This is a genomic window from Halochromatium sp. (assembly GCF_046541315.1).
In the GTDB taxonomy this organism is placed as follows: Bacteria; Pseudomonadota; Gammaproteobacteria; order Chromatiales; family Chromatiaceae; genus Lamprobacter.
Genome location: NZ_JBKHDN010000099.1, coordinates 1 through 9,847, shown reverse-complemented (window position 1 = coordinate 9,847; position 9,847 = coordinate 1). Strand labels below are relative to the sequence as shown.

The window sequence follows — 9,847 nt, the reverse complement described above, 5'->3', positions numbered from 1 at the left end:
GGTCCTGCCGAGCATGGTCTCCAGTCGCTCGGTATCGGCATGCGGATAGCGCCGCAGCCGCGCTTGGCTGAGCTGAGCGCCGTCGAGCAGCGAGGCGTGGTTGAGACGGTCGGCGAGGATTTCGTCGCCGCGTCCGCAGAGGGCCTGAATGACGCCGAGGTTGGCCATGTAGCCGGTCGAGAACAGCAGCGCACGCTCGCGGCCGAGGAAGGCGGCGAGCGCATCCTCGAGCGCTGCGTGGGCCTGGTGATGGCCGCTGATCAGGTGCGAGGCGCCGCTGCCGACGCCGTCATGCGCGGCGCTGTCACGCAGGGCCTCGATGACCGCCGGATGGGCGGCGAGGCCGAGATAATCGTTGCTGCAGAAGGCGAGCCGCGCGCGGCCATCGATGCGCGGGCGTACGTTCTGGGGTCCAGCCAGCAAACGCCGCTGGCGGTACAGGCCGGCCTGGCGGAGGCCGGCGAGTGCCGAGGCGAGGTCGATCATGGGCGTTCTGTGCGACTGGCTTGGCAAGGCGCGGCGCATCGGTAACGGGTGGCGTTCCGGGCGTTCCTGGCGGCCATGGGCGCCGCACAAGCGGTTCCGACAGGCTGCATTGGGCGCTTCATCGAACCTCTTGGGCGTTCAAACCGCGTCTCCGATCAGAGTTTGGCGCCAACGGCGGGATCGCTTGCCGAGTGCTGGCGCTCGCTGGACTTGTGGCAGGCGCCGGGCTGGTCGCGCCCCTCGGGTTCGGCGACCTCGGGTTGCAGGCCGAGACGGGCAAACAGCTGCCGATCACGCGCGACCTCGGCGTTGTCGGTGGTGAGCAGCCGGTCGCCATAGAACACCGAGTTGGCGCCGGCGGCGAAGCAGAGCGCTTGCAGTTCGTCGGAGAGGCTGGCGCGACCGGCCGAGAGGCGGACATAGGAGGCCGGCATCATGAGGCGGGCGGTGGCGATGGTGCGCACCAGTTCGAGCGGATCGAGCGCTTCGGTGCCGAACAGCGGCGTGCCTTCGACCTGCACCAGCAGGTTGATCGGCACCGATTCCGGATGCGCCGGTAGGTTGGCGAGTTGACAGAGCAGCGAGGCGCGATCGCGGCGCGATTCGCCCAGGCCGAGGATGCCGCCGCTGCAGGTCTTGAGACCGGCCGCGCGCACATGGTCCAGGGTCTGGAGGCGGTCTTGATAGGTGCGGGTGCTGATCACCTGGCCGTAGAACTCGGGCGAGGTGTCGAGGTTATGGTTGTAATAGTCGAGCCCCGCCGCGCGCAGGCGCTGGGCCTGTTCCTGCTCCAGCATGCCCAGCGTGACGCAGGTCTCCAGGCCCAGCGCCTTGACGCCGCGCACCATCGCGATGACCTGTTCCAGGTTGGTGTCAGTCGGGTTGCGCCAAGCCGCGCCCATGCAGAAGCGGGTCGCGCCCTCCTCGCGTGCGGCACGCGCGGCCTCCAGCACCTCATCCAGCGGCAACAGGCGCTCGCGTTCGAGGCCGGTCTCGTGCTTGGCGCTCTGCGCGCAGTAGCCGCAGTCTTCCGGACAGGCGCCAGTCTTGATGCTGAGCAGGGTGCTGACCTGGATGCGATTCGGGTCGAAGTACGCGCGATGGGTCGATTGGGCCGCGAACAGCAGGTCGTTGAACGGCTGCTCCAGGCACGCGTTCGCTTCGTCGAGCGACCAGTCGTGACGGATGGGCGCTGCATCTTCGAGCGGGACGGGAGCACACTGTAGGGATGGCGACATAGGAGAGAGATCCGGCAGCGGGGTTTGGGGGCGGCGCAGGAGATCAAGCCGCAGGGCATCGCCTGCTAGCCTAACCCCTGGCTCGGCGCTGTCAACCAAAGGCCGCATTGATAGTCGACAGAAGGATGGTGCCAAGCGGCCAAGGCTCGGCCATGACGGGACAAGGTTCGCCGCGCTCGAAAGTCGCTATACTCAGACTCTCTCCGAGCAAAGGATTCGGCATGACAGACCCCTTGGCCCTGCTCTATCCGCCCACCTGCGTGCTCTGCGGCGCGCCCGGCGCGGACGGACGGGATCTCTGCGCGGGCTGCCATGCCGATCTGCCAGACATCGGCCCGCATTGCGCGCGCTGTGCGCAGCCGTTCTCCGCTGCGGTCGAGGAGACGTTTGCAGCGGATCTCATGGCGAATGCGACGATCTCCAGCGCGAACACGGACGCGAACACGGACACGGACGCGAACACGGACACGGACGCGAACACGGACGCGAAGGACAGCACCCGCCTCTGTGGCCGTTGTCAGCGAGCACCACCGCCATTCGCGCGCTGCATGGCCGCCTTTCGCTACGAAGAACCGTTGTCCTCGCTGGTCGTCGACATCAAGTTCCGTTCCAAACTGAACCTGATCCGCCTGCTCGGCGGACTCTTGGCCGATGCGCTGAGCGCCGAGCGCGAGCGCTCCGGTTGGCCATTGCCGGCGGCGATCGTGCCGGTGCCCCTGCATCCGCGCCGCTTGCGCGCGCGCGGCTACAACCAGGCGTTGGAGTTGGCGCGGGTGGTCGGGCGCCGCTTGGCGATCCCGGTCAACCATCGCTGCTGCCGGCGCATCCGGGCGACTCGCGCCCAGGCCGAGCTGGACCAGCGTTCGCGCCTGAGCAACCTCCGCGACGCCTTCGCGGTCACCGAGCCACCGCCCCGGCACCTGGCGATTCTCGACGATGTGGTCACCACCGGCGCGACCGTCTCCGAGCTGGCCGGGGTGCTGGAACAGGCCGGTTGCGAGCGGGTCGAGGTCTGGGCCTTGGCGCGCACCTCGTAAGCACACAACCGCTGTGCGTCCTTGGCCGCAGGATTGGCCGCCGAGTTGGCCGCTGGATTGGCCGCTGGATTGGCCGCCGAGTTGGCCACTGGACCGGCGTCCCAATCGTCATCATGCCGGCGGAGCGGAACAGATGTCGCCGTCGGGGTCTTGAATGTAGACTAGCCGAGCCTATCAAGCAGACGCACTCACTGCATGTCACCCAACCGAGAGGAACACCATCATGGCCATCAGCTTGCAGAAAGGCGGTAACGTCAGTCTCACCAAGACCGATCCCGGGCTCACCAATGCGCTCGTCGGTCTCGGCTGGGACGCCCGCGCGACCGATGGCGCCGATTTCGACCTTGATGCCAGCGTCTTCATCGTCGGCGATAACGGCAAGGTGCTCTCCGACGCCCACTTCATCTTCTACAACCAGAAGACCTCGCCGGATGGCGCCGTGGTGCATTCCGGGGACAACCGCACCGGCGAGGGCGAAGGCGACGACGAGACCATCTCGATCAATCTGCCCGGCGTCAGCGCCGATGCCAAACGCATCGTCTTCGCCGTGACCATCCACGAGGCCGAGAGCCGCAATCAGAACTTCGGCATGGTCCGCAACGCATTCATGCGCGTGCTCAACAAGGACTCCAACACCGAACTCGCGCGCTACGACCTCTCCGAGGACTACTCGACCGAGACGGCGATGATCTTCGGCGAAATCTACCGCCACGGCGAGGAGTGGAAGTTCAAGGCCGTCGGTCAGGGCTTCGCCGGCGGGCTGCAATCGCTGGCCCAGGATCACGGCGTCAACCTCGGCTGATCGCCGAGACCGACTTCCAGGCCCCAGGGGCGAGGTGCTGGCGCACCGGCGCCGCGTCAGCCAGGATCGCCGCGCGGTGCCTCCAGGGGCCACGGCGCTCGCTTCATGAGTCAACGACCCATCAGCCCAGAGGATGCTCCGCGATGCCCGTCTTTACGATCACCGGCGAGATCGACCCGTTCCTGCATGTCAGTCTGCGCAAGGGCGAGAAGATCTTTTGCGAATCCGACGCCATGGTGATGATGGAAGCGCCGTTGCAGGTCAAGGGTCAGATGCGCGGCGGTCTCGGCAATGCCGTGATGCGGCGCCTAACCACCGGCGAGTCCTTCTTCCAGCAGGAGATCGAGGCCGTCACCGGCGATGGCGACTGCCTGCTCTCGCCGGCCTTGCCCGGCTCCATCGAATTGCTCGATGTCAGCCCGGGGACGCCCTACACCCTGTCGGACGGCAGCTTCGTCGCCGCCGAGCCGGGGGTGCAGGTGCGCCCCAAGATGAACACGATCGGCGGCGGCTTCTTTGGCGGCACCGGCGGCTTCGTGATCATGGAGGCCACCGGCACCGGCACGCTTGCGGTCTCGGGCTTCGGCTCGGTCTTCACGATCGAGGTCACCCCCGACCGCGAGACAGTGATCGACAACAGCCATGCCGTGGCCTGGTCGTCGAATCTCTCGTTCGAGATCGGCACGCCGCAGACCGGGGGCGGATTCTTCGGCAATATCGTCAATTCCGTGACCTCCGGCGAAGGGCTGGTGATCCGCTTTCGCGGCCAGGGCAAGGTCGTGATCTGCTCGCGCAATCGCGGGTTGTTCCAGATCAAGGGCGGCAGTTGAAGCCGTCCCACCCAGTCGATATATCGGCGGCCGTCCATGGTCGACTTGCCGGCGATGGCCGACCAGTGACGCTCACATCGAAAGCCGTCGCTGGACAGCCTAAACACAACAGTCTTTCACCCGACACGAGGACAGCGAGATGGGCATCAATCTGCAAAAGGGTCAGAAAATCTCCCTGGAGAAGGAGGCCGGCGGCGGCTTGAGCCGCATCGTCATGGGCCTCGGCTGGGACGCGGCGAACAGCAAGAAAGCCGGCCTGCTCGGCGGTCTGTTCGGCGGCGGTGGCGGCGGCAGCATCGATCTGGATGCCTCTTGCCTGCTGTTCGACGAACAGGGCAATCAGGTCGACGCCGTCTGGTTCCGGCAGCTCAAGAGCAAGGACGGCAGCATCCAGCACACCGGCGACAATCGCACCGGCGAGGGCGAGGGTGACGACGAGCAGATCAAGGTCGATCTGTCGGCGGTGCCGGACGCTGTCAAAAGCCTGGTGTTCACCGTCAACAACTACACCGGCCAGGATTTCTCGCAGGTCGAGAATGCCTTCTGCCGCATCGTCAACGGCGCCAACAACAGCGAGATCGCCCGCTATGATCTCTCCTGCCAGGGCGGCCACTCGGCGATGATCATGGCCAAGGTCTACCGCCACAACGGCGAGTGGAAGATGCATGCGATCGGCGAGGTCGGTCGTGGGCGCACCTTCGAGGAGCTGCTGCCGCAGATCAAGCCGCATCTCTGAGATAACGCCCACCGCCGAGCTGTCCCGAGCCGGTGCTGGAGCGAGTCGCGGCCGTCGCCCCAGGATGTACCCAGACACCAGCGCGGACCCACGCCAGACCTTGAGCGTCGAGCTTGCCACCGGCAGGCTCGAGGTCCGGGTCACGCGCGCGGCCTTTCCGCTCGATCGGCTGTGCGGCTTTGCCGCGCGCGCCAATCCCAAGCGCGGCTTCCTGTTCGTCAGCAAGGTGTTGGGCAAGCATTGGCCGGCGCGGCCAGCGACGATGGAGCGGATCCACCGTTATCTCGCCCGTGCCCTCGCCCGCTCGCTCGCGCAGGGCCCGGAGCCCTGGCTGCTGGTGGCCATGGCGGAGACCGCCACCGGGCTAGGTCAGGGCCTGTTCGAGGCGTTGCTCGAAGAGCGCCCGGACGCCTCGGCCCTGTTCCTGCATTCGACCCGCTATCGGCTGCCCGGCTGTCGCGCGCTCGACTTCCAGGAGGCCCATTGCCACGCGCCCGATCAGATCCTCTATGAACCGCTCGACCGCGAGCACCAGCGGCGCTTCGCCGCGGCGCGCGAGCTGATCCTGATCGACGACGAGATCAGCACCGGCTCCACGCTCTGCAACCTGGCCGCCGCCTATCGCGCCCGCCATCCGCGCTTGCAGCGCGTCCAATTCGTCTCCATCACCAATTTCAGCGGGGAACGGAGCGCCGCGACCTTCAGCGAGCGGCTCGGCCTGCCGGTGACGCTGGTCAGCGCGCTGGATGCCGAGATCGACTTCAGCCCGGCGCCTCGGCTCGCCGCGCGGCCGGCCCCGAGCGCGGTCGGCGACAGGCGGCAGCGGTTGGATCAGCTCGCGACCGCCGGCGGGCGTTTCGGCATTAGCCAGCGCCTGCCGCTGTGCGCATCGGAGGTGGCCGCGCTGGTCGCGGATCTGCCGCCGGAGGCGCCGCTGCTGGTGCTCGGCACCGGCGAGCTGATGCATCCGGCGTTTCGCATCGGGCGTGCCCTGGAGTGCGCGGGGCGTGATGTGCGCGTGCAAGCGACGACCCGCTCGCCGATCCTGCTGGGCGCGGACATCCGCCAGCGTCTGGTCTTCAGGGACAATTATGGCGAGGAGATCCCGAACTATCTGTACAATGTCGATCCCAATGCCTATGCGCGCATCATCCTCTGTCACGAGACCCCGCTCGATGGTCTGACCGATGTCCGCGCGCAGCTTGGCGCCCACTGCGTGCCCTACGCGGCGCTGCCCGCTGGGAGCCAGGCCTAAAGGCTCCCAGAGTGCTCACGGCGTCTCTGGTATTGTTCTCGTCCATCCAGCAACACTGACACCTAACCCCAAGCGGAGGCACTCATGGCAATCAGCTTGAACAAAGGCGGTAACGTCAACCTGAGCAAGGAAGCGCCGAACCTGGAGAATGTGCTCGTCGGCCTGGGCTGGGACGCGCGCGCGACCGATGGTCAGGACTTCGACCTCGACGCCAGCCTGTTCATGGTCAAGGAAGACGGCAAGGTGCCGGACGACAGCCATTTCATCTTCTACAACCAGACCACCTCGCCGGATCGATCGGTCGAGCATACCGGCGACAATCTCACCGGCGAGGGCGAGGGCGACGACGAGACCATCCATGTCACCCTGTCGAAGGTCCCGGCCACGATCCAGCGCCTGGTGATCGTCGTCACCATCCACGAGGCCGAGGCCCGCCGCCAGAACTTCGGCCAGGTGAGCAACGCCTTCGTGCGCATCGTCAACCGCGACACCAACCAAGAGGTGGTGCGTTTCGATCTGTCCGAGGACTACTCGACCGAGACCGCGATGATCTTCGGCGAGATCTATCGCCATAGCGGCGACTGGAAGTTCAAGGCCGTCGGCCAAGGCTTCGCCGGCGGCCTCAAGGCCCTCGCCCAGCAGCATGGCGTCAACGTCGGTTGAGCGCGGGATGGACCTGACCCGCGGACAACGCGCCAAGATCACGGACCTGATCGCCAACGGCGAGCGCTTCAGGCTCGGCGTCGCCATCCAGGCGCCGGGCTTGAGCATCGACTATGCCTGCTTCGGGCTGGATGCCGCCGGCAAGCTCGCCGACGAGCGCTACATGACCTTCTTCAACCAGCCGGCCTCGCCGTGCGGCGGGGTGCGGCTGAGTGCGCCCGCCGATGCGCCCTCGGGCGCCGCCTCTGGTGGCCCCTCTGGCGATCAGGCCAGCTTCGCCATCGATCTCGCCAAGCTGCCGGCGAGCATCGACTGCCTGACCTTCACCGCGGCGATCGATGGCGCCGGCGCCATGTCGACCATCGGCCAGGGCCATGTGCGCTTCCTCGACGGTGCCACCGAGACCGGACGTTTCGCCTTCAGCGGTGCCGACTTCGCCGCCGAGCGGGCGCTGATGCTGCTCGAGGTCTATCGCAAGAATGGCGTCTGGCGCACCCGCGCCATCGGCCAGGGCTTCAACGGCGGGCTCGCGGCGCTGGTCGAGCATTTCGGCGGCACGGTCGCCGCGCCGCCACCAGCCGCGCAAGCGCCGGCGACGCCCGCGGCGTCGCCGGCGCCGACGTCACGACCCGAGACGCCGCCGGTGAATCTCGGCAAGATCACCCTCGAGAAGAAGGGCAACCGCGTCTCGCTCGAGAAGCCAGGCAACGCCGAGCATGGCGAGATCCTGATCAATCTGAACTGGAGCCCCGTCGCCTCCGGCGCTCCCAAACGCGGTCTCTTCGGTGCCAAGCGCGCGCCGCAGATCGATCTCGATCTCGGCTGCCTGATCGAGCTGCGCACGGGCGACAAAGGCGCGATCCAAGCGCTCGGCAACAACTTCGGCGATCTGCAGCATCCACCCTATGTCGCCTTGGATGCCGATGACCGCACTGGCGCCAGCAGCGAAGGCGAGAACCTGCGCATCAACGGCAAGCACTGGGATGCCATTCGGCGCGTCCTGGTCTATGCCTTCATCTACGAGGGCGTGCCCAACTGGGCCGAGGCCGACGCCAGGATCAGCCTGAAGACGCCGGGCCAACCCGAGATCGAGGTCCGCCTCGACTCGCAAAGCAACGATCAGCCCATGTGCGCCATCGCCCTGCTGGAAAACGACGCCGGCGCGATCCGCATCACCAAGCTGGTGGATTACTATCGCGGTCACCGCGAGGTCGACGAGGCCCATCACTGGGGCCTGAAATGGGTTCGCGGCAGCAAGGACTGAGCGGCTGATCCACGACCCGGCTGATCCACGACACCTAGGGCGCACCGGCGGAACGCGCCATCTCCTGAGCAATCAACAGGAACACACCCCATGAGCTTTCAAAACTTTCTCAACAATCTCAAGAACAAGGGCGCCGAGCTGAAGAACGAGGCGCTCAAGTTCAAGAACAAGGATTTCATGAACGCCGCCGTCAGCGGCTCGGTGCTGATCGCCATGGCCGACGGCCACATCTCGTCGGACGAGAAGCAGAAGATGATGCGCTTCATCGAGAACTACGAGGCGCTGTCGGTGTTCTCGAGCAAGGAGCTGATCGACAGCTTCCAGAATGTCGTCAGTCAGATCGAGTTCGACAAGGATCTCGGCGAGACCAAGGCCTACGAGGCGGTGCGCAAGATGAAGAACAATGACTCGGCGGCGCGTCTGATCATGCGCCTGGTCATCGCCATCGCCGGCGCCGACGGCGTGTTCGACGATGACGAGAAGCGCGTCGCGCGCAAGCTCGCGATGGAACTCAACCTCAACCCCGCCGACTTCGAGCTGGCCTGAGCCGGCGCACGACGGATGCGCCTGCGCACGAGCCGCGCGCGCTTGCAGCGGCTTGTTCGCGCACCCTGGCCGATTCAGGACGCATCCCGTGCGTGACGATCACAATCCTGCATCCAAGGTGCGCAAGCTGGTGTTCCTGGATCTGGACGACACCCTGTTCCAGAGCCGTCGCAAGTGCCCGCAGGAGGGCGCCTTGCATCCGGTGACGAGGCTGCGGGACGGCAGCGCGCATTCCTTCATGACCCGCAAGCAGCGGGCATTTTGGGACTGGCTGGCGGCCGACGCCACCCTCGTGCCGACCACGGCGCGCGACCTGGAGGCGCTGCGGCGGGTCGATCTGCCGTTCGCGAGCTGGTCGATCCTGGTCTATGGCGGCGTCCTGCTCGATCCCAGCGGTATCCCCGACCCGGAGTGGCATGCGCGCATGCGCGCGGTGTCCGAGGGCGCGCGCGCGGATCTGCTGGATCTCCTCGAACAGGCCCAGGCGCTGATTGGCGATCAAGACCTCGCCGCCCACGTCCGCCTGGTCGGCGAATTCGGTCTGCCGTTCTACTTCGTCGCCAAGTATCGCGATCGCCGCGCCCCTGATCTCGCGCGCCTCGATGCCGAGCTGATCCGGCCCTGGCTGAGCGCGCGGGCGGGCGCCTATCGCGTCCATCGCAACGACAACAATCTGGCCGTGATCCCGCAAGGCATCGGCAAGGAGCACGCCGTGCGTCATCTGATCGAGCGCCTGAGCAACGACGGCGAGGAGCGACTGACGATCGGTATCGGCGACAGTCTCGTCGATGGCGCCTTCATCGCCGCCTGCGACTACTGCATCACCCCGCGCGATACGCAGCTCTTCGCCGCAACCTTCGGCCGCGTGCGGCTCTAGCCGCGGTCGCCTCGCCCGCACAGCGCCCCGCATGACCATGGACCGCGATCCGCTTGAGCAAGGGCCAGCGCATCCCCCGCCGCAGCAGCCACAGCCGCAGCGGACCCAGCCGC

General features: G+C 66.6%; 11 protein-coding genes. 9 read left to right on the top strand and 2 right to left on the bottom strand.

The annotated features are described in order from the left end of the window. Positions 1-486, bottom strand: a 486-nt coding sequence (locus tag ACLFQI_RS08210; protein WP_410758422.1) for an aminotransferase class I/II-fold pyridoxal phosphate-dependent enzyme, incomplete at its 3' end; no start/stop codon positions are given. A gap of 155 nt (positions 487-641) precedes the next feature. Continuing rightward, the gene (bioB, locus tag ACLFQI_RS08205) at positions 642-1,724 is read right to left on the bottom strand and encodes a biotin synthase BioB (RefSeq protein WP_410758421.1); all 1,083 of its coding nucleotides are present in this window, start codon (positions 1,722-1,724) and stop codon (positions 642-644) included. A 221-nt stretch (positions 1,725-1,945) separates the two neighbouring features. On the opposite strand from bioB, the gene ACLFQI_RS08200 reads away from it, so the two are divergent. From ACLFQI_RS08200 to ACLFQI_RS08160, 9 genes are all read left to right on the top strand, one after another. Next, positions 1,946-2,761: a ComF family protein gene (locus tag ACLFQI_RS08200; RefSeq protein ID WP_410758420.1), complete on the top strand. Its 816-nt coding sequence runs from the start codon at positions 1,946-1,948 to the stop codon at positions 2,759-2,761. Between the two features lie 223 nt (positions 2,762-2,984). Next, a complete protein-coding gene (locus ACLFQI_RS08195; RefSeq protein ID WP_410758419.1) occupies positions 2,985-3,563 on the top strand; it encodes a TerD family protein in 579 nt (192 codons plus the stop codon). A gap of 143 nt (positions 3,564-3,706) precedes the next feature. Continuing rightward, a complete protein-coding gene (locus ACLFQI_RS08190) occupies positions 3,707-4,393 on the top strand; it encodes a TIGR00266 family protein (protein ID WP_410758418.1) in 687 nt (228 codons plus the stop codon). 139 nt (positions 4,394-4,532) lie between these two features. After that, complete coding sequence (locus tag ACLFQI_RS08185; protein WP_410758417.1) at positions 4,533-5,129, top strand: TerD family protein; 597 nt, start codon at positions 4,533-4,535, stop codon at positions 5,127-5,129. Between the two features lie 64 nt (positions 5,130-5,193). Continuing rightward, positions 5,194-6,384: a phosphoribosyltransferase domain-containing protein gene (locus tag ACLFQI_RS08180; RefSeq protein ID WP_410758416.1), complete on the top strand. Its 1,191-nt coding sequence runs from the start codon at positions 5,194-5,196 to the stop codon at positions 6,382-6,384. An 84-nt stretch (positions 6,385-6,468) separates the two neighbouring features. Then, the gene (locus ACLFQI_RS08175; protein WP_410758415.1) at positions 6,469-7,047 is read left to right on the top strand and encodes a TerD family protein; all 579 of its coding nucleotides are present in this window, start codon (positions 6,469-6,471) and stop codon (positions 7,045-7,047) included. Between the two features lie 7 nt (positions 7,048-7,054). After that, positions 7,055-8,311, top strand: a complete 1,257-nt coding sequence (locus ACLFQI_RS08170; RefSeq protein ID WP_410758414.1) for a TerD family protein — start codon at positions 7,055-7,057, stop codon at positions 8,309-8,311. Between the two features lie 90 nt (positions 8,312-8,401). Continuing rightward, the gene (locus ACLFQI_RS08165; protein ID WP_410758413.1) at positions 8,402-8,857 is read left to right on the top strand and encodes a tellurite resistance TerB family protein; all 456 of its coding nucleotides are present in this window, start codon (positions 8,402-8,404) and stop codon (positions 8,855-8,857) included. A gap of 88 nt (positions 8,858-8,945) precedes the next feature. Next, the gene (locus tag ACLFQI_RS08160) at positions 8,946-9,734 is read left to right on the top strand and encodes a haloacid dehalogenase (protein ID WP_410758412.1); all 789 of its coding nucleotides are present in this window, start codon (positions 8,946-8,948) and stop codon (positions 9,732-9,734) included. Positions 9,735-9,847 lie beyond the last annotated feature (113 nt).